The 17,533-nt window shown below is 54.7% G+C and carries 19 protein-coding genes; 7 read left to right on the top strand and 12 right to left on the bottom strand.

Translation table 11 applies throughout. From position 1 onward, the window contains the following. Nucleotides 1–29: 29 nt before the first annotated feature. Complete coding sequence (gene paoC, locus RX972_RS02895) at nt 30–2,240, bottom strand: aldehyde oxidoreductase molybdenum-binding subunit PaoC (RefSeq protein WP_316872508.1); 2,211 nt, start codon at nt 2,238–2,240, stop codon at nt 30–32. A 537-nt stretch (nt 2,241–2,777) separates the two neighbouring features. On the opposite strand from paoC, the gene RX972_RS02890 reads away from it, so the two are divergent. Further along, entirely contained in the window at nt 2,778–4,802 is a 2,025-nt protein-coding gene (locus RX972_RS02890; protein ID WP_316872507.1) for a M10 family metallopeptidase C-terminal domain-containing protein, read from the top strand. 135 nt (nt 4,803–4,937) lie between these two features. On the opposite strand, the gene tspO is transcribed toward RX972_RS02890, so the two are convergent. Continuing rightward, nucleotides 4,938–5,378, bottom strand: coding sequence for a tryptophan-rich sensory protein TspO (gene tspO, locus RX972_RS02885; protein ID WP_122706662.1), 441 nt, complete (start codon nt 5,376–5,378; stop codon nt 4,938–4,940). 225 nt (nt 5,379–5,603) lie between these two features. On the opposite strand from tspO, the gene RX972_RS02880 reads away from it, so the two are divergent. Continuing rightward, nucleotides 5,604–6,227, top strand: coding sequence for a hypothetical protein (locus RX972_RS02880; protein ID WP_122706664.1), 624 nt, complete (start codon nt 5,604–5,606; stop codon nt 6,225–6,227). 7 nt (nt 6,228–6,234) lie between these two features. On the opposite strand, the gene RX972_RS02875 is transcribed toward RX972_RS02880, so the two are convergent. The 8 genes from RX972_RS02875 to RX972_RS02840 all read right to left on the bottom strand — a co-directional run bounded on the left by RX972_RS02875 (nt 6,235) and on the right by RX972_RS02840 (nt 10,601). Further along, nucleotides 6,235–6,822: an SMI1/KNR4 family protein gene (locus RX972_RS02875; protein ID WP_122706666.1), complete on the bottom strand. Its 588-nt coding sequence runs from the start codon at nt 6,820–6,822 to the stop codon at nt 6,235–6,237. Nucleotides 6,823–6,910: 88 nt separating this feature from the next. Next, on the bottom strand, nt 6,911–7,501 hold the full coding sequence (locus RX972_RS02870) for an SMI1/KNR4 family protein (RefSeq protein ID WP_316872506.1): 591 nt from the start codon (nt 7,499–7,501) through the stop codon (nt 6,911–6,913). Nucleotides 7,502–7,547: 46 nt separating this feature from the next. Further along, on the bottom strand, nt 7,548–8,066 hold the full coding sequence (locus RX972_RS02865; RefSeq protein ID WP_316872505.1) for a DUF4303 domain-containing protein: 519 nt from the start codon (nt 8,064–8,066) through the stop codon (nt 7,548–7,550). A 40-nt stretch (nt 8,067–8,106) separates the two neighbouring features. Next, a complete protein-coding gene (locus tag RX972_RS02860; RefSeq protein ID WP_122706672.1) occupies nt 8,107–8,436 on the bottom strand; it encodes a hypothetical protein in 330 nt (109 codons plus the stop codon). 61 nt (nt 8,437–8,497) lie between these two features. Beyond that, nucleotides 8,498–9,034 carry a hypothetical protein gene (locus RX972_RS02855; RefSeq protein ID WP_316872504.1) on the bottom strand — a complete coding sequence of 179 codons (537 nt, stop codon included), beginning with the start codon at nt 9,032–9,034 and terminating at the stop codon, nt 8,498–8,500. Nucleotides 9,035–9,062: 28 nt separating this feature from the next. After that, complete coding sequence (locus RX972_RS02850; protein ID WP_316872503.1) at nt 9,063–9,437, bottom strand: hypothetical protein; 375 nt, start codon at nt 9,435–9,437, stop codon at nt 9,063–9,065. A 69-nt stretch (nt 9,438–9,506) separates the two neighbouring features. Then, on the bottom strand, nt 9,507–10,088 hold the full coding sequence (locus RX972_RS02845) for a hypothetical protein (protein WP_316872502.1): 582 nt from the start codon (nt 10,086–10,088) through the stop codon (nt 9,507–9,509). 63 nt (nt 10,089–10,151) lie between these two features. Further along, complete coding sequence (locus tag RX972_RS02840; protein WP_316872501.1) at nt 10,152–10,601, bottom strand: hypothetical protein; 450 nt, start codon at nt 10,599–10,601, stop codon at nt 10,152–10,154. A 174-nt stretch (nt 10,602–10,775) separates the two neighbouring features. Between RX972_RS02840 and RX972_RS02835 the strand changes: the two genes are divergently transcribed. Beyond that, nucleotides 10,776–11,153 (top strand): hypothetical protein, encoded by a 378-nt coding sequence (locus RX972_RS02835; protein WP_316872500.1) that lies wholly within the window; start codon nt 10,776–10,778, stop codon nt 11,151–11,153. A 10-nt stretch (nt 11,154–11,163) separates the two neighbouring features. On the opposite strand, the gene RX972_RS02830 is transcribed toward RX972_RS02835, so the two are convergent. Continuing rightward, the gene (locus RX972_RS02830) at nt 11,164–12,759 is read right to left on the bottom strand and encodes a J domain-containing protein (protein ID WP_316872499.1); all 1,596 of its coding nucleotides are present in this window, start codon (nt 12,757–12,759) and stop codon (nt 11,164–11,166) included. 3 nt (nt 12,760–12,762) lie between these two features. Then, nucleotides 12,763–14,457 carry a molecular chaperone HscC gene (locus RX972_RS02825; RefSeq protein ID WP_316872498.1) on the bottom strand — a complete coding sequence of 565 codons (1,695 nt, stop codon included), beginning with the start codon at nt 14,455–14,457 and terminating at the stop codon, nt 12,763–12,765. Between the two features lie 293 nt (nt 14,458–14,750). On the opposite strand from RX972_RS02825, the gene RX972_RS02820 reads away from it, so the two are divergent. From RX972_RS02820 to RX972_RS02805, 4 genes are all read left to right on the top strand, one after another. Further along, a complete protein-coding gene (locus RX972_RS02820) occupies nt 14,751–15,320 on the top strand; it encodes a hypothetical protein (RefSeq protein WP_316872497.1) in 570 nt (189 codons plus the stop codon). 173 nt (nt 15,321–15,493) lie between these two features. Beyond that, nucleotides 15,494–16,090 (top strand): DUF6891 domain-containing protein, encoded by a 597-nt coding sequence (locus RX972_RS02815; RefSeq protein WP_316872496.1) that lies wholly within the window; start codon nt 15,494–15,496, stop codon nt 16,088–16,090. A gap of 53 nt (nt 16,091–16,143) precedes the next feature. Further along, entirely contained in the window at nt 16,144–16,575 is a 432-nt protein-coding gene (locus tag RX972_RS02810; RefSeq protein WP_316872495.1) for a hypothetical protein, read from the top strand. A gap of 84 nt (nt 16,576–16,659) precedes the next feature. Beyond that, nucleotides 16,660–17,481 carry a hypothetical protein gene (locus RX972_RS02805; RefSeq protein ID WP_164706175.1) on the top strand — a complete coding sequence of 274 codons (822 nt, stop codon included), beginning with the start codon at nt 16,660–16,662 and terminating at the stop codon, nt 17,479–17,481. The last annotated feature ends 52 nt before the right edge of the window (nt 17,482–17,533 follow it).

Genomic DNA, 17,533 nt, shown 5'->3' with positions numbered 1-17,533 from the left:
CTCCGAAGCCAAGTGAGTTGAAGGTAAGGTCAGCCCAGAGCGGGCAAATGATCAATGAGCTTATCGAGCGTGATGGGGTAATCGCGAACCCTTATGCCGGTCGCGTTGTAGACAGCATTGGCAATCGCCGCGGCAGCTCCGGAAATACCAAGCTCGCCGACACCCTTGGCCTTGAGAGGTGTTGCGTAAGGGTCTACTTCATCCAGAAAAATAACCTCTTGATGAGGGATGTCGGCATGCACCGGTACCTCGTAGCTGGCAAGATCGTGATTAACAAAAAATCCCAGGCGATGATCCACAATCATTTCTTCCATAAGCGCTGCACCAGCGCCCATGGTCATCCCGCCAATGATCTGGCTGCGGGCTGTTTTGGGGTTGAGTATCCGTCCTGCTGCACAGACCGCCAACTGGCGGCGAATGCGAATTTCTCCTGTGGCGGCATGGACGCCGACCTCGACAAAATGAGCGCCAAAGGTTTGCTGGGCATACTGTTTTGCCAGGTTGCCGAACTCCATGACGTCCTCGGCCATTACGTCGCCGTCCATTGCCGCTTGTGCCAATGGCATGCTTTTCAGACCATCACGAATCTGGCCATCGATAAATTCCGCTGTGGTTGGGTCCAGTCCCAACTTCGTCGCGATGGCTTCCCTGAGTTTCACACAGGCAGCGTAGACGCCCGCCGTGGATGAGGCTGCACCCCATTGGCCGCCTGACCCGGAGGACTCCGGGAAGCGTGAATCCCCTAAATGCACGTTCACCTTATCCATGCCCACACCCATCATTTCCGCTGCAGTCTGGGCAATGATTGTGTAGGAGCCAGTTCCGATGTCTGTCATGTCGGTTTCGACGGTGACGATGCCATCGCGATCCAGCCGGACGCTAGCGGCGGATTTCGTGGTGGGCGCTCCACGGATGGCGGATGCCATGCCGATGCCGCTCCACCAGCCGTCATGTAGCTCCTTGCCGGGCAGGGGATTACGTCGAGCCCAGCCGAAATGATCAGCTCCCGTATTCAGGCACTCGACTAACTGGCGCTGCGAAAATGGGCGATCTGGCTGCTCCGGATCTACCTGAGTGTCGTTGATGACGCGAAACTTCACAGGATCCATGCCCAGTTTCTCAGCCATTTCGTCCATGGCAATTTCCAGCGCCATCATGCCTGGAGCCTCACCGGGCGCTCGCATGGCGCTGCCTTCAGCCAAGTCGAGTTTGGCCAGGTACAAACGGGTCATGCGGTTCGCGCCCGCGTACAACGTTCGGGTTGATGCGGTGGCGGCTTCAGTACGACCACCGCGCAGATTGCCGGACCAACTCTCATGGCCGATGGCGGTGAGTGTGCCGTCCGGATTGGCACCCAGCCGTATTCTTTGAATCGTCGCTGGCCTATGGGTCAGGTTGTTGAACATCAGCGGGCGGGGAAGCGCTACTTTTACCGGCCGCCCGGCTTCTCTGGCCGCAAGAGAGGCCAACACGGCGTCACACAGAATGGTGCCTTTCCCGCCAAAACCGCCGCCAATGTAAGGCGAGATCAAGTGAATGTTGTCTTTGGGGATTCCAAGTGTCTTGGCCAGGTCTCTGACGCCCCAGTTCATTTGCTGAATGGACGTCCATAGCGTCAGTTTGTCTCCTTGCCATTGAGCAATGGTGGCATGGGGTTCCATCATCGCGTGGGCATGATCCGGGGTGGTGTAATGACCGTCGAGGGTGAAAGCTGCTTGCTTGAACGCGCCTTCGAAATCCCCGATAGCGGTTTGTGGAGGAGGGCCGAACGCACCCGGCGGGGGTGTCTTGGCCGACTCTCGCTGCGCGGCAAGATCATAGGCTCCAGCTTCCTTGACGTAATCGACGCGAAGCAGTGCCGAGGCGGCGCGGGCTTGTTCGAACGTGTGGGCAACGACGATTGCTACTGCCTGGTGATAGTGATCCACCTCAGGACCGGCAAGTGCGCGATCAACGTAAAATTCCCCCTTGTCCAAATGCCCGGCATTTTCATAGGTTACGATTGCAATAACACCGCTGGCCTGGCGTGCTTCGCTCGAATCAATTGAGGAGATCCGGCCTTTTCCAATGGATGCACCTAATACATAGCCGTAGGCGGGCGCGCTGGCAGTGGCCTGCTGTTCGTAAGCATACGTCGCCGTGCCGGTTGTTTTCAGTCTGCCTTCAACACGATCCTTGGGTTGACCAATCACTTTCATTTGATCGATGGGGTTGGTGCTCGCAGGCGTCTCAAACTTCATGGGGCTTACTCCTTGTCAATCGACCGCCGTCTTGCGTCGCAGGTGCACTGAATGAAAACAGGTGTGATGGACTTTTCCATGGCTGGAGCCTATGGCACCAGGCTTGCGCTGATAACAGGGCTTTACAACATGAATCCATGAGCAGGGCTCAGCAGTACTACGTGAACTTCATGCAGTCTGTAGGACCGAATTTATTCGGGAAGAGATCGGTACATCCGCCACATCATTGCTGTCTGGAATGCCGTCTTCCCGGATGAATCCGGTCCTACCAGCCTCGCGGCAAACATAGGGCCTGTAGGAGCTGCCGAAGGCTGCGATCGCGGCGTGTCAGGAGAAAGGCTTCGCAGCCTTCGGCAGCTCCTACAGAAAATGCATCGCCCGTACATCACCTAAAAACCGCCCAAATCCATTGCTGAACAGATTTCTGGCACATGTTGCATCATTCGAGGTCAGAGTTTTGCTCGGTCGTCCGACATCTCGGCGAGCGCCCTTACTCCACTTTGACGTGGACCCCATGACGTTTAAAGGATTGGCAACATGGAAGAGCAACGCACGCATACCGTGACTACAGCCCCTGGGCAGGTTTATGTAGCCCCCACAAACTTGGGTGATAAGGCCAACAGCGTCGCCATGCAGGCGGATGGCAAGATACTGGTTGCCGGCTTCAGTACCTATGTTCTGGGGCGCTTGGGCGATTCTTATGAAGAGCACGAAACACGCGACAACTATTCGGTGATTCGCCTCAATACGGACGGTACGCTGGACACCACCTTTGGAGAAGACGGCGTGGTGATGGTTCAGGCTAGCGTAGACCAGGACCAGGGTATCTATATGACGGTACAGCCGGACGGCCATATCCTGTCAGCCGTCGCCGGGCCGTTGGGCGTACGTGTTCAGCGCTTCAATGAGGACGGCGTAGCGGATACCTCCTTTGGTGGCGCGGGGGTTGTTGACGTCGATATCCCGCCCGCCGACAACGGCGGACATATTACGGTGAACCCGGACGGGACCCTCTACATCACGGGCATGGAGGGTGACTACCCTGCCGTGGCCAAGCTCAACGCTGACGGTTCCCTGGCCACTGAGTTTGGTGATAACGGCAAGTTCACCTTTACCGGCGCAGGTGAGTTCATCGGAGTATACAATTCGACGACAGTACAACCGGACGGCAGCTTTCTGTTCGGCGGCAATTACTCGGCAATGAGTGACTACTCCTACAGCATCGTCAGAGTCTCTGCTGATGGTGAACTGGACACCAGCTTTGCTGACAACGGCACCCTGGTGTTCGAACAGTCGTTTGGGCTACAAGGGCAATCTGCTGTCACTGTGCAGCCCGATGGCAAGATCATCGTTGCAGGTACCAGCACGACTTACGACGCCGCTACTGTAGTGCGCCTCAACGCGGATGGCAGCTTTGATACGAGCTTTGGCGACAACGGTGTTGTACACCCGGCATTGGGTGCTAATGAAGGCTACTCTGCGCGCGGCGTAACCGTGCAGGAAGACGGAAAAATCGTGGTTGTCGGCCAGGCTGGTTACGCTATTACCCGGCTTAATGCTGACGGATCTCTGGATACTACGTTCGGTAGTCAGGACGGTAATCGCCACATTGATGGATGGACCGGCGCGGACAACCTGATTGGTAACGATCAGGCTGAAATCATAAAGGGTCTGGGCGGCGATGACGTATTGCAGGGTAACGGCGGGCGGGACGTCCTGATCGGCGGCACCGGCGCTGACATTTTCAGGTTCGACGCGGTGGGCGACAGCTACCGTACCGGCACCACCACTGGCAGTGACCGTATTGTTGATTTCGACGCGACTCAAGATCGTATCGACCTGATTGGTCTGGGCTTTACCGGCCTGGGCAATGGTCTGGACGGCACGCTTTCACTTCAGGTAAACGCTGAAGGTACGCGTACCTACCTGAAAAACTTTGAGACCAACGCTCAAGGGCAACGCTTCGAACTGGTGCTTGAGGGGAATTACCTCGATCAGTTGAACACCGACAACCTGGTATTCGAACCGGTGAACATCAAAGGCACCGCAGGCGCTGACGTGATCAACGGCTCGGCCATCGCCGAGATAATCCAGGGACTGGGCGGTAACGACCATATCAATGGCGGCGGGGGAGATGACGTTATTCAGAGTGGTGCCGGTCGCGATATTCTGGACGGCGGGGAGGGCGCAGACACTTTCCTTTACACCTCCATCCGCGATAGCTACCGCACTGCCACGGACAGCTTCTCCGACGTCATTGAAAACTTCGACAAGAGGTTTGATCACATCGATGTTTCGGCTCTGGGCTTTACCGGGTTCGGAGATGGTACTGGCGACACGCTTAAACTCAGTTACAACGCAGAGTTGGGCCGCACTTACCTCAAGAACTACGAGACCAACGATCTGGGCCAGCGCTTTGAGTTAACCCTGGACGAACGCTGGCCGTTGACGGAGCTGCAAGACACCGTAATCTTCGCGCCGCAGAACGTCGCCGCCGCAGCTGTAGAGGTGGAGCTGGTGGGCGCTCAATCAGAACCTGCGCAGGATTGGGCGTTCTCCTGAGTTATAGAGCCTGAGTTAGAAAGGCTGAGTTATAGAGCCTGAGCTGCTCTTTCTAGCGTTTGTGAAACAAAGAGCCCCGGTAGCTTTGCAGGCTACCGGGGCTCTTTAGTGATGTCCGTGCGCACAGAATTAACGTTAAAGGTTGTGCCGAAGAATATAAAAATTCAGCGCTGCCGCTACGGAGAGCCACGCCAGATAGGGCAGTAAAATGAGCCCCGTAACGATGTCCAGCTGAAAAGACATCACGACCATGGTGGCGACCACTGCCCAAAGCAGCGCAAGCACTACCATCGCAATGGCGATGCGGTGCGCGCCAAAGAATACCGGTGTCCACAACGTGTTCAGCGCTATTTGTGCAGCCCAAAGCGCGAGCACGATCTCGCTGCCGGGGATCAGGGTCAAGCGATACCCTGCCCATGCGAGCAGCAGATAGATCGTCGTCCACGCCACCGGGAAGGCCCAGTTCGGTGGGGTGAATCCTGGCTTTTGAAGTGACTCGTACCAGGCCCCGGGTTTGAAGATGATGCCCGTTGCGGCTGCAGCACAGCATGCGAGTAGATAAATGTAGAAGGTCATAGGTATCCCTGAACGGAGAACGTGTGATTCTGAAAAGGCAGTGCCTGTATCGGAATTGGATACTTATGCGATGAAAAAGTCCGTGCGGGATTCAACAATCAGCGGCGTTCGGTGGTAGATACCTTTGACTATTGATTGATGCGCACTCAGGGCCTGCTCGGCAGACCCGTTTTCCTGAAGCCTTGGTATAGTCACCGCTCATTACGCGCAAGGAGACGTTGCAGGATGTTGAAGCTCAAGTCGTTTCGTGAAACCGTCGAGGCTATTGCTGCATGCTCCGATGATCGGGCTTTATGGAACCGATACGTCTGGGTCTACGTTCAGGGTGACACAGCATTGCTGGACAGCCGCTTTTACCTGGTTACGCGCGATGAAGAGGATGAGGACGAGCGTCGCGTGTCGGAGTTTGGCGCTCAGCACGATCTGTCGTCGTGCCTTGAGGCGGCTACTTTTGCAGACGTGTTATCCGTACAGAAACGCCAGCAGCCGCACTCTAGCCTTGAAGACTACGCCATCGCCCTTGAGCATTATTCTGAGCGGGATGCCTTTCTGGAGGTGCCAGGCGGTGATGAACCAAAGGCAGCAGAACCCGGTTTGGCGCGGGACTTGTACGCTGAGTACGACCTGTTTCTGGCTGAATGCGCGCCTGACCAGTTGAGTGTCGCGGCGCGGGAGGTTAGCGCGATTCTTGAGATCAACATTGCCAGTGCGCTAGAGGGATGTCGGGCGTTGCCCTTTTGCCTGGGAGAGCGCATAACCGGCGATCAGTGTATGCAGATCGAAGCGCGTTTTTCCGCGCTCTCGATTCCGTTGCAGCGAGTGACCCATCGCTCATTTCCCTGGCAGTAAGCAGGCGTCAGGTCTCCCGGCGAATGAACGGGTAGTCGTGATCAATCAGTTGTTGCAGGTAATGATCGAAGCTGGACGCAATCACTTCATAGTTATCCGGGTCATGCAGAAAGCGCATGATCTGACCCACTGTCCCGCCCGGTGACGGATTGAAATCAATATACAGTCTGGAAGTGCCCCCGTTGTTGAGGCAATTTGAAAAGCAAAGCCGCTCGTTCATGCCCACCGTGCGGTCAATGCCTTCTCCGGCGAGTTCGCCTTCCTCATCCGGCCAGCCTTCATAAATTTCTGCGATGCTTTCGGTACAAAAGCCGTCAGCCTCGGCAAGTATGTCTTCTACCGAATTCAGGTAGTAAGGAAAACGGGCCAGGTCGGAGCCCAGTATCAGCGCTACGAACTCGTCGTCCGGGGATTCCCAATGCGTGCCGTCGAAATGGCCAAGCAGTTGCAACAGGCTAGCCGGGCACAACGGATAACGTTCGGTGAGCCGCTGCAAGTCTGCCGCAGAAGCACCTTGTGCGTGTTTCAGTAGATCGAGATCTTCGGCCGGTAACACCTCGCGCAGACCGGCAAGATAAGTTTCGACGAGGCTCATGATGGGGTGCCTTTAAAAAGAAAAACTGGATTCAGGTTGCCACGTTTATCGTCCAGGCTGAGCTGTAAAACCCTGGACTTACAAAACGTCAGTAGTCTTCATCCTCGAAAACGAAGGCGTAATTATCGTCAATCAACTGTTGCAGGTACTGATCGAAGCTCGGCGCAATCACCTTGTAACTGTCAGGATCGTGAAGGTAGCGCACGACCTGACCCACAGTGCCACCGGGCGCTGGATTAAAGTCGATATACAGTCTGGAACTGCCGCCATTGTTCATGCAATGCGAGAAACACAGACGCTCATGCATGCCCAGCGTTATGTCGATCCCGGGGCCGACGAGGTCGGGTTCGTCAAGATAGCCTGCATAAATTTGCTCAATGCTTCGGGTGTAAGTCTCAATTTCTTCAAGGATCTGATCGACCGAACTGAGGTAGTAGGGGTACTCGAATACATCGGAGCCAAGTATCAGGACCATGACTCTGCCGTCCGGATAATCCCGGTAATGCGTGCCGTCGATCTGGCCGAGCAACTCAAGAAGGCTTGCCGGGCACAACGGATAACGATCGGTGAGCCGCTGCAGGTCAGCCGCTGAAGCGCCGTGTGCATGTTTCAGCTCATTGAGTTGTTCGGCTGGTAAGGCTTTGTGCAGGCCGACGAGGTAGGTATCGACGATGCTCATGATTCAAGTCCTTGTATAACTATTGGATATCCCGGTATTCGCGGTTTCAGCTGGAGGGTGACTCCATCCATGTCCTGAATTCGTCGGCCTGTTCTGGAGTGTTGAGAGCTGTAACCCAGGCAATCTCGTCTTCCGGGCACTCAAAGTCCGAAACCGCAAACACGTAAATGGCATCGTCGAAGGTCGTTGTCAGCTTTTTCAGGGCGATGACACATTGCTCAAATACATGTTTGCGGTGCGCCACGAAATTGTCCTCGGTGGTCGCGTCGGCCAGGTTCCAGAGCATTTTGCACAGATCGTTGAAGTAATCCCCAGCGTAGGCTTCGTGGCTCCATTCGGCGGGATACCACTTGAGGTATTGCCATTCCTCGGGATATTCAGCTTTGACACGTTCCAAATGGTCTTGAGTGTTAAAGGCGGGTACCAGCGTTCGTGCATCGCCATCGGAATACAGCGCGAATCCGCAGACCTTTGCGTTCGGGAAGTCCGCTCGAAACTGTTCGATGGCGCTCATGGAGGCCTTCAGTACATCCCGTTGAAACTGCTCAATGTTCAAAGTCGACATGGGGTTCTCGTGGCAGCTTATGGCTAGCGATCATTGTTCATCAGCGCGGGTCTGGCTGAAACTCCATGAACGCATCGTTTTGGTAAAAGAATTCAAAGGCCTGGAAGTAGTTCTCCAGCGATGCTTGAGGCAATTGCTGGTCGGCGTTGAAGATGACGTCCTCAATCATGGCCTTCTCCAAGGTCTCCACCCAACCTTCACTGGCCACCTGCGGGGGCAGGTAGTCGGTGGAATCGGGTGCGAAATCCCGGCTGTCCAATGAGAACGCGCCGCGGGTATCTAGCGTCCATTGAGTCGCTGGCAAGTAGTACCAGCTGTCGGGCATGTCTGCGATGTTCTGCAGTACTTCGCGAATGCTGTAAGTTTTCATCAGGCCTCACTCAGGCTGTTCAAGCAGCGGTATCAAATCATTCCATCAGGTTGAAAAACAATCACAGCCTGTGGGGTGAAGTCATTGCTTCGATTAATTCAAATGTGGCGGGCTCTGCCGAAGAAGTGGTTGCTGCCTGCTCCAGCAAGTTATAGAGAACATGCTGCTCTGCGGCCGTCAGTTCCATTTGTAGGTAGTCAGGGTCGCGTTCGTAATACAGCAAGTCAACGTTTTGCAGGGTCATGTCGACACTGCGCTGCAATAGAGCAGCGTCCCCGGTAGCTGTCGCTTCCATCAGATAAAGCAGGGCGATAAACGCGTTTTGTGCATAGCTCGCTTCCTGCTCACTGAACTCATCGGTGTCAGGTATGTGGGCCTCGATCTCGGTGTGCAGGTCGCTTATATCACTGGCACGCCCGGCGACGTAAGCCGATAAGCCACGGCAAAAGATATCTGCCAGACGTTGGTTATAACGACGATCAAACATCTCGACCAAACGCTGACTTCTGAGCGTATAGCTGGCGATCATCAGTCTTTGTTGTTGCGCGGACAGCGCCTGATAGTCAGGCTGGTGGATAAGGTCTTGTGAGGGTTGCATGTCAGCGATGTGCTCCATGTGGTTATGCTCAGTCTCCGTCAACGACAGCTCTGACCAGTGCGTCAAGGGACGAAAAAACCTCTGCGTCCTCGATGAAAGGATCTCCCGAGTCCTGCAGGTAAAACCGGGGTTCTGCCGAGCGCTCCAGTAATACAAAACGACCGCCAGAGTCGTCACCAATGAGCAGGTGATCAGGAAAAGACGTCGCTATGTCGAAGGCCTGTTGGCGTTCAGGGATCTCGTCCGTGGCATAGATAAGCACAAGGTCTTCGATCATCGCGCCGTTGCACTGTGCCCAGAACCCGGTTATCCATGCCTCCGGTTTTATATCGCACTGCTGCATGGCCATAGCGATGTCTTCGGCACTCGCAGGCGGATTTTTGTAGTCGTAGCGCAAGCTCATTGGGTTACACCTATTGGGTGGGATTGAAAGACCGGGGCGGCCGCTGAATATAAGATCAGCCCCACATGTTCATTCAAAAAAGAACTTCATAAAGCCATCCACGTCGGCGCCCTCAACATTGCCCACTACTTCTCTGACTCTATCCAGAAAGGCAGGTTTGGGACTCATGTCGTCGTCGAGGGTGTCATCATTGAATTCCTGCAATTGCACCGTGATCCCGGCTTGTAACGCTTTTAGCAATGAAACGATGTCTGATGCGACCTTGAACGACCTTTTCTGAATCGATCCGTAAATGGCAGAACAGGCATCGTGGCGGTCATAAACCAGCACATCGCCGTTGCGATCCGCGAAGACAGTGAAGCCTTCTTTCCAGCCCCACGCAGGGTCGTCATTGTCTGTTCCATGCCAACCTTGTTGTGCTTTTTCCAGCCTCAGTGGACCATAAAGTTCCAGGCCGAAGTCTGCGCCAATCATGGGGTCCGCCGAGAGGTCTATGTGCTCGAAATACCTGCGCATGAGGCCCGCTTGCGGCATCTCGGCGATGGCCGGAAGATTAGCCGGGGCGGCGTTAAAGGTGAGGTGCCCGAGGGAGTCAGGCCACGCATTGAATTGCGCTACAAACCGTTCAAATGCCTGCAACGACTCATCCATTCTATTTCCCTCTGACCGTACGTTGATGTTGAAGAAAAGCGTAATGCTCGTCGCCAGGCTCGTTCAAACAATATGTTCGGGCCGCCCGGCCGCATTCCAGGCCGCAAAGCGTGCATCCATCGCGGCAGAGAGTTGGTCGTAATGGTCCCAGCTGTCCTCAACGCTGTAGAGGGTTTTGATGCTGACGCCAAAGGTCTGCAGGTAGTCGTCGACGTAGCGACTGTCGTTATTCAAACCTTCGTAATAGGAAACGGCAAATGCATTGCCTGTTTCAGAGAACTCCTGGTCCGTCAGCTTTTCGTCCAGTACGGTCATTAGAAACTGTGCGCCGGTGAGGGTGCGAGCCTTGAGTTGGGCAAGTTCGCTCTCGGCATCTTCTTCCAGTTCTTCGCTGGCCAGGTTATTCATCAGCATCCACGCGAGAAACATACCGATATGAGTGGCGCCAGCCGCTTTTGGCAGATGCTTGGGGAAGGTGCCCAGGTAGTGCCAGGAAGCATCGTCGTATTTCATGTATTGCTCCAGTCAGAAGGTACATATGAGTCACGAAGAGCAAGTCATGCAGGTGATGACCAAAGTCGATCTCAGTGCGATATGCTCATGCCATAAAGACGTCGTGCAGCAGTTTTGTAGTGGGGGCACTGAGTGTTGCGTGTCCTCGGTTATGGATTTTCGGAGATGTTTTTCATGATTGTTCGAGATTTGAATGCATTGTGGAGTCTCGTTCGCGCAGACGGTTTTTTTGAAGCGTTGTGTGCAGGCAACCCTGACTGGGACTCGATGCTTGATGCCCGCGATGAGGCGGGGTTTGATGAGCAATGGACCCAGCATCACCTCATTGTGCAAAGCACTCCACTGGCCGGTGAGGTGATTGAAAACATCACCCTGTTGAGAGAGTGGGTATTCAAAAAAGTTTTTTCAGTCTCGGACAATGCCGAGCTTGCAGGGTATGTCAGCGATGATTTCGGTCTGATTGCTTATCACCTCGAAAGCAATACGGACTCTGCGTGGGTAACGGGGCTACTGGATGCTTATGTCCACAACCAGTTCCCCCACAGCCCTTGATGCGCAGCCATCAACCTTTAGTCAGCACGGTGCCGGGCATGTGCAGTTGCACATAGCCGATGACACACAGCATCGAAACGCCAAACAGCCATTGCAACGGGCTGAGTCCGGCAATCCGATAGATCGCCTGCAACGGCTTTCGCCAACGGTACTGACGGTCTGCAGGCGCGGCACCGGCAAACCGCAGCAGGCCTATGGCTCCGGTCAGCACATAAGCCGCGAGGCCGAGTATCCCGAGCAACTTCCATATTAGAAATCCGAGTGCTAGATAACCGCCGCTGTTACGGATCACCAGGTATCGACGATCCTTGATCAGATTGTGTCGCACACACCATAGGCTGATTTGCAGGTCCACGTCATACAGGTATTGCGTCAGCGACGCCCAGTGGCTCAGTAACCATTTACCGACGTAAGCCGCCAACACGCCGCCCGCGATATAGAGTGGCAGCAGGATTAGTGTGACCGTGAACATGAAGTCGGGTTGATCCATGCTGTTCAGTATCAGGGCGAGGGTGATGACGCAGGCGCTGCGTTTCAGCCCGTAGAGCGGCGCCTTGTGTAAGACAAGTGCCTTCCAGAACCTGGGGTTGTGGTTAGGGAATATTCCCAGCAGGTCAGGGTACTGACTGGCAAAAATCTCCGACAGTTGTTCGCAGGCCAGCCAGTCTTCCTCGCCAAAATCAGCAGCCAGTTGCGCTTGCTGTGCAGGGGCGGTGCAGAGCAGAAACAGAGTGGCGGCATTAGCGCGCGCACTGGGTTGTTGTTCGCGCAGTTGCATGAGGCTGCGTAACTCGTTAAGCCAGGCTTGTTGCTCGCAGCGCCGACGCAGGTATTGCCATGACTTATCCGCAATGGGCACCACTGCCGCTTCATCGTCCCAACCGAACAACTGGCAGACGCGCTGGAATAGTGCGGGCGACCAGCTTTCAGTGTTGAGGAACAGATTCAGGACGTGCACCTGCAGTGCCTGGCGGCGTGAAAAATCACTGAGCCAGCCTTGACGGCTGTGCTGCTCCAGGCAGTCGAAAAAATACGCGTCTTCGCCTGCAGCCATGTGCTGATCAAGGCGGTTATAAAGCACTGTGGTGAGAGCAAAGGCAAGCCGTTGTTGCTGAAACTCGCCACCAATGATCTGCTGCCACGGCGTCAGCCATTGACGTTTTTCCAGACCCCACGTCAATAGCGCAGTGTGCGCTTCAGGGTCGTCTGCACATCGCTGGAACAGAAGACGCTCGAACTCAGGGCCACAGCCTTTGGCCGAGGCTGTATCCCAATACTGCTCAACGTCTGCGTCATCAAATCTGGAGAACAGCTCGACGGCTTGCTCGTAGGGTGAAGGTGTCGGGTTGAGAGGCTCATGGGGGTGGCTTCTGACAACAAAGGGTTCAGCCATGAAGTCAGCAGCAGCTTGCTCGCTCTCGTCCAGGCCGCCATCACGCATGATCTGCAGGGCTTGCTCATACGCTTCACGCAGTCGCTGGAAGGCGACCGGATCTTCGTCCGGGCGCGTGGTCTTTAGCTGTCTGGCGTATTGGCGCTTGATGCTGCGCTCATCGGATCCGGCAGGCAGGCCCAGTATTTCCCAGCAATCGAAAGTCGACACCATGGCTCAGTATCCGCCGCCTCTTTCCAGCCGCGCGATGCGCTCGCTCAGGTCACTACGGGCCTGACGAATGATGTGTTCGTCCTGGGTTGCCAATGCCTGCTGAAACCGATTCGCACAGCGGTCAATCTCCTCACGAAGATCGCCCAGGCTCTCCTGATACATGCGCTCCAGACGGGCGACCAGCAGGGTATTGATCTGCTGATCACGGGGATGCACTTTCAGTGCGGCAAGCGCTTGCAGACGCTCGGCAATTTCTTTGGTGCTCAGTACGCCCGGGTTATTTTCGATGACCAGTACGTGCTGCTCTCCGGTGGCAGGGATGCTCACCTGACATTCCAGAATGCCGTTGTTGTCGTAGGTAAAGCGTACGTCGAGATCCACGGGGCCTTTTTGTGGCGGGACGGGAATATCCAGTTCACCCAAGGCAATGTTGTCGCGTACCAGGCGACTTTCGCCCTGGTAAATGCAGACCATCACACTGTCCTGAAAATCATCAACCGTCGACACAGTTTTAACCCGGCTCACCGGGACCGTGCTGTTGCGTTCAATGATCGGTAAATAGTGGCCGTTCTCACGATCCTTGCCGACTCTTTGCGAGATCTCGATGCCCATGGTGTAGGAGCAGACGTCCGTAAGTATCACTTCCTCAAGTGCAGCACTGCGTGATTTCAACGCAGCCTGTATGGCTGCGCCGTGAGCCACGGCTTCGTCAGGGTTGAGATGAATCGAAGGAAAACGACCGAACAGGCCGGCGGCAAGTTTACGAACCAGCGGCATACGTGTGGTGCCGCCCACCAGCAATACTTCGTCGAGTTCGTTGATGCGGATTTTGGCATCACGCAACGCGCGTTCGATGGGGTTGCGCAGACGTTCAAGCAAGGGCGCAAACAAGGTGCTCATATCGTCCTGGGTGAAAACGTGCTTCCACTCTTTGCCATCTACCCGCAAAACGAACTCGCTGTCGTTATCCTGCCCGAGTGCCTGGCGCACACGTTCGGCTTCGCGGCGCAGCGGCTGGATGATCGACTGTGGGGCGGGAAAATCAGGCTGATCGCGTTGGGTCTGGATGAAGCGCTCGGCCAGCAAATGGTCGAAGTCTTCACCGCCCAGGTAGTTGTCGCCGGCGCTGGCACGGACCTCCACGACGCCGTCGAAGAGCTCAAGAATTGACACGTCAAAGGTGCCGCCGCCCAGGTCGAAGACCAGGAACGAAGTCTCTTTGTCGCGCTGAGGCAAGCCATAGGCCAATGCGGCTGCGGTCGGTTCGTTGATCAGTTTGTCGACTTTCAGCCCGGCCAGTTCACCCGCGATGCGGGTGGCCTTGCGCTGGGCATCACTGAAATAGGCCGGGACGCTGATGACAGCCTCGGTCACCGGTTCGCCGTAAGCGCGCTCAACATCTTCCTTGAGACTGCGCAGTACCAGCGCCGACAATTCCTCGGGGCGAAATGACCGTGAACCCAATTGAACGGTATGGGCGCTGCCCATGTGTCGTTTGAACAACGCTGCGGTCTGGCCGGGATGAGTATGCAGGCGCTCGCGTGCAGCCTGGCCAACCAGTATCCGGCCTTCCTCATCCAGCCCTACGACCGAAGGGGTCAGGACATGGCCCAGTACATTGGGCACCAGCACGCTGGCATCGTTATGCCAGACGGCAACCAGACTGTTAGTGGTGCCCAGGTCAATTCCGACAATCATTAATCTATTCCCTATCCCTGGTTTGACGGCGCGTTGCTGTTAATGAGCCTGAGGGCTGAACGTAGCCATTTGAGATCACCTTTTGAAATGTTGGTTCAATACTGGCACGCTCAAGTAATTGGTGAGAGATTCGATGTTTGTCTGCAAACACAATTCTGGTAGACGAATTCATTCGCGAAGGGGCCGGGACAACCGCAGCCTTTGTATCGACTGGAATGCCGCCTTCCCGAATGAATTCGGTCCCACGGATCAGTCATCAGAGCGAGATCCTGGTCAGCCTTTGGAAGTGACGAATGAAAACTGAGGCAAACATAGAAACCTTCAGCCCCGGTGTGGTTATTTTCGACCCCGTCGTGTTGCACCGTTTTGTCGCTGAGCAGTGTTCTGATGCTTCAAACCTCTTTGAGGTGTTCGTCGAAAAAAGCGAAACAGGGCGGTTGGCAGTGCAGAGCGGGGCGGTTGTACCCTTGTATCCACTGCCCGAAGAAGACTATGTGTTTCGTTTGCGTGATGAGCTCACGTTTCCCTTTGAACAACGCAGCGAAGCGGTTTTTCGATACACGGATATTCCACTGAACGTCACCAGCGGCCTGTTGATTATTGCCGATCTGCATGCCTTGACGGATTGGGACCCTGAGTTCTTTCTGAATTACAAAGCCCGGCTCTCAGATCGCCTGGGGAATAGTGATTATCTGGATATTTTGCCGGGGCTCTACGCATTGAGCATCACTGGCCTCAGTGAGTTGAATGAAGGATTCTCACGAAGCGTCTATGAGTTGGGGATCACTACTGTCGAGTCGTTACCGGTTGTGCGTGATGAGGAAAATTTTGATCAGTGGGATTTCAGGATCAATCGGGCATAAACAAGTTTTTGCGCCAGCAGGAGGTTTTTCCTGAGTAAAAAACATGCATAGAGAACTACAACCCGATTCATGAGTCCATGACAGGCGCATGCAAGGATGTGCAGTTTTTATTGGCTGATCAGTCACCAGAGACAACAGTATCAGTATTGATTGTTTACGCTGGCGAGGTGTCAATGGCAGACAGTAATGAGTACGTTGCGGACAGCATACGGATGTGGGTGTCGTCTGGCTTCTACACGGCTGAAGAAATGGACGCGATGATCGATGACATTATTGACGGCGACTGTGATGTTCCCGCGCTGAAGGCGTTGATCCTGCCGGAGCTGCAACGCAAGCTCGACGCAGAGCGTAACTGGCCGCAGGTAACTGCCTGCGATCGACTCGATGATGTGTTCTATCACCTCCATGAAGACGGTATCTGTGCCCTCCAGAATGCGGGCTATGAGACGTCGGATGGTTTTACGGAAGTGGCTGAAGCGCTTGACGAGGCCCCCGATGATCATTATCACGGCTTTTGCTTTTATCATGGGCAAGACGTTGAATGTGTTATCAAGAGTGATGTTCTGTACATCGCCTTTGGGGCGATCAGTGATGATCCTGCACAGGCTCTCAAGGTGGGGCAACGGCTGGCCACAGTGTTGAAAACTGCTGGGTTTGAAGTCGTCTGGAATGAAACCGTCGAGCGGTGTGTGGAAGTTCACAACTTCAAGTGGCAACGCAGAAGTCCAGTGACTGACAGCGGACTGGATGCGTTATCCACGCTTCATTAATGTTTTTATTTATGTATTATCCCCGGACTTTTTCTCGCTAAGGAAGACAATCGATGTCAGTAATCAGGAGTGTTTGGGCAGTGCTTTTCAGTGTCTGCCTGTTGGGTTCATCCGTTGCAATGTCCGAAGAGGCCCGCCCGGAAGTCGCTGATAAAATTTTCGCTTACAGTGGCGAGAAGGGCGTCAAGGTCTGGGTCCTGCGCATCGGCGATCGGTCTGCCAATGAAGCATTGGTGCAGGTGGCGGGTGTCGATCACGAGTGGAACTTGCGCATTCAGAAGATGAAAGTCGAGAACACCAACAAGGACACTCGTTATTCCGTTCAGAGGGACGGCAAGCCCTACGAAGTACTCCGACTTGATCGAGATAATGGCGAGCTTTACCTGCCTGGTGAAAGCCATGAACTGCGTGTCAGCTACAACGACGAGTTGTCTATGACCGGCCGTCCGCAGTGGTTCCTGACAGAGTTCCTTGACCAGAAGTAAGGTTGTTGTCTGGCCTGATCGCATCGCATGTGCGCTCGGGCCGTCAATATCAGGAGATCCTGTTCATTGGGAAAGGTCGACAGCGTGAACAATGCACCTGAAGCAGCCATGATCTGCGTAGACATGAACGGCAAGGATCCGATGCTGGACATTCCCTGGCCAGAGATACAAGGCAACCAGGCTGTATTTATCGAGCGGATTAAACTCGAGCAGGCCGACCTGGAGATTTTGGGCAGCCAGATTGAAAGGGAACTCTATCTGTTTGGCGGTAGTGTCAGCACCGGTGACGTCCACCCTGAATATGGTGAATTGTTCTCGGTTCATTACCTGGTCATAGAGAAACAACTGAACAGTGGAACGCTGATTTACCACCCGCTCTCACAAAATGGAGAAGTGACGTACAGCCGCAACGGGGAGGCCGCGCGGCCTGTTTGCGTTGACATGATCAAAAAGAAAGACATTCTCTTTCTGCGTCGCCCACCCAGATGGAATGCGTCCGAGGCCAGCATCCCGACCTGTAACGGACAAATGTTCCATTTCTGTTCACAGGTGTACCTTCCGCAAACCGCGACTAATCGTAAATACCTGACCTTTGTTACCACCGTGTTTTTATTTTTACACGTACTGGAGCAGGATGAATTACGGGTGCAGCTTTTCGCTCAGGACACTTCGGAGCAGACCGCTGAAGGGCACTATCGGCTGGAAAGCCAGATGATGCGCTTTGAAGAAGACTACAACGAACCTACGGTTGTTTTGCAGCTCATTCGGGCCGGCAACAAACTCTTCCACGAGTACCTGCTCAATCATCCCAAAGCCAGCAAACAAACACTGGAGTTGCTGGCAGAGCACGGTAAAACCAAAGCGCTCAAAGCCGAGGCCGCTAAAAGGGCGTCGACCAAAACCTGATGCTCTAATGGTGAAGCGGTTACGTCGCAAGGTTTCTCGATCAGCCCCCCGC

The organism is Pseudomonas syringae group sp. J309-1 (assembly GCF_032582135.1).
In the GTDB taxonomy this organism is placed as follows: Bacteria; Pseudomonadota; Gammaproteobacteria; order Pseudomonadales; family Pseudomonadaceae; genus Aquipseudomonas; species Aquipseudomonas quasicaspiana.
The sequence above is the reverse complement of the archived record's forward strand: the minus strand, read 5'-3'. Positions and strand labels throughout refer to the sequence as shown.

Bases quoted from the DNA above. Each gene is read 5' to 3' on its own strand.
- tspO (WP_122706662.1), bottom strand. From the start codon at position 5,378: ATGACCTTCTACATTTATCTACTCGCATGCTGTGCTGCAGCCGCAACG.
- RX972_RS02870 (WP_316872506.1), bottom strand. From the start codon at position 7,501: ATGAGCATCGTCGATACCTACCTCGTCGGCCTGCACAAAGCCTTACCA.
- RX972_RS02825 (WP_316872498.1), bottom strand. From the start codon at position 14,457: ATGATTGTCGGAATTGACCTGGGCACCACTAACAGTCTGGTTGCCGTC.
- RX972_RS02880 (WP_122706664.1), top strand. From the start codon at position 5,604: ATGTTGAAGCTCAAGTCGTTTCGTGAAACCGTCGAGGCTATTGCTGCA.
- RX972_RS02865 (WP_316872505.1), bottom strand. From the start codon at position 8,066: ATGTCGACTTTGAACATTGAGCAGTTTCAACGGGATGTACTGAAGGCC.
- RX972_RS02855 (WP_316872504.1), bottom strand. From the start codon at position 9,034: ATGCAACCCTCACAAGACCTTATCCACCAGCCTGACTATCAGGCGCTG.
- RX972_RS02845 (WP_316872502.1), bottom strand. From the start codon at position 10,088: ATGGATGAGTCGTTGCAGGCATTTGAACGGTTTGTAGCGCAATTCAAT.
- RX972_RS02875 (WP_122706666.1), bottom strand. From the start codon at position 6,822: ATGAGCCTCGTCGAAACTTATCTTGCCGGTCTGCGCGAGGTGTTACCG.
- RX972_RS02840 (WP_316872501.1), bottom strand. From the start codon at position 10,601: ATGAAATACGACGATGCTTCCTGGCACTACCTGGGCACCTTCCCCAAG.
- RX972_RS02820 (WP_316872497.1), top strand. From the start codon at position 14,751: ATGAAAACTGAGGCAAACATAGAAACCTTCAGCCCCGGTGTGGTTATT.
- RX972_RS02835 (WP_316872500.1), top strand. From the start codon at position 10,776: ATGATTGTTCGAGATTTGAATGCATTGTGGAGTCTCGTTCGCGCAGAC.
- RX972_RS02860 (WP_122706672.1), bottom strand. From the start codon at position 8,436: ATGAAAACTTACAGCATTCGCGAAGTACTGCAGAACATCGCAGACATG.
- RX972_RS02810 (WP_316872495.1), top strand. From the start codon at position 16,144: ATGTCAGTAATCAGGAGTGTTTGGGCAGTGCTTTTCAGTGTCTGCCTG.
- RX972_RS02850 (WP_316872503.1), bottom strand. From the start codon at position 9,437: ATGAGCTTGCGCTACGACTACAAAAATCCGCCTGCGAGTGCCGAAGAC.
- paoC (WP_316872508.1), bottom strand. From the start codon at position 2,240: ATGAAGTTTGAGACGCCTGCGAGCACCAACCCCATCGATCAAATGAAA.
- RX972_RS02815 (WP_316872496.1), top strand. From the start codon at position 15,494: ATGGCAGACAGTAATGAGTACGTTGCGGACAGCATACGGATGTGGGTG.
- RX972_RS02890 (WP_316872507.1), top strand. From the start codon at position 2,778: ATGGAAGAGCAACGCACGCATACCGTGACTACAGCCCCTGGGCAGGTT.
- RX972_RS02830 (WP_316872499.1), bottom strand. From the start codon at position 12,759: ATGGTGTCGACTTTCGATTGCTGGGAAATACTGGGCCTGCCTGCCGGA.